The sequence below is a fragment of the Arthrobacter sp. B0490 genome, assembly GCF_002929355.1.
In the GTDB taxonomy this organism is placed as follows: domain Bacteria; phylum Actinomycetota; class Actinomycetes; order Actinomycetales; family Micrococcaceae; genus Arthrobacter_D.
This window is the reverse complement of sequence record NZ_PJIR01000129.1, coordinates 1-579: the sequence shown is the minus strand read 5'-3', so window position 1 is coordinate 579 and position 579 is coordinate 1. Positions and strand designations below refer to the sequence as shown.

Genomic DNA, 579 nt, shown 5'->3' with positions numbered 1-579 from the left:
CGAATCGGAATCTCTTCATCCGATCGCCGCCCCAATCGCAGGCACCAGTCTCGCTCCGCCGGAATCAGCGGGCCCTAGAAACGAAAAAAGCAGCCCGAGGGCTGCTTTTTTGCGGAACCGCGGTCTTAGACCAGCTTTTCCTTGATGCGGGCGGCCTTGCCGGACAGCGCGCGGAGGTAGTACAGCTTGGCCTTGCGCACGTCACCGCGACGCTTGACGCTGATGCTGTCGACCATCGGGCTGTAGCTCTGGAAAGTACGCTCGACGCCTACACCGTTGGAGATCTTGCGAACGGTGAAAGCACTGTTCAGACCGCGGTTGCGCTTGCCGATCACGACGCCTTCGAAGGCCTGCAGACGCTGACGCTCGCCTTCCTTCACCTTCACCTGAACGATAACGGTGTCGCCCGGTGCGAACGGCGGGATTTCTTTGTTCATCTGCTCGGCTTCGAGCTGCTGAATGATCTTGTTGGTCATGCTGTGCTCCTAAGGTCAACCCTGTGGGTTGCCATCGATACGTTAACTATCGTCCCGCTGGCGGATGTATTCCGTCAGCAGCTTCTGTTCTTCTCCAGAAAGC

Annotated in this window: 1 protein-coding gene; it reads right to left on the bottom strand. The window is 58.4% G+C overall.

The annotated features are described in order from the left end of the window. Positions 1 to 125: 125 nt before the first annotated feature. Positions 126 to 476: a 50S ribosomal protein L19 gene (gene rplS / locus CXQ97_RS21100; protein WP_003303444.1), complete on the bottom strand. Its 351-nt coding sequence runs from the start codon at positions 474 to 476 to the stop codon at positions 126 to 128. Between the last annotated feature and the right edge of the window lie 103 nt (positions 477 to 579).

Bases quoted from the DNA above. Each gene is read 5' to 3' on its own strand.
- rplS (WP_003303444.1), bottom strand. From the start codon at position 476: ATGACCAACAAGATCATTCAGCAGCTCGAAGCCGAGCAGATGAACAAA.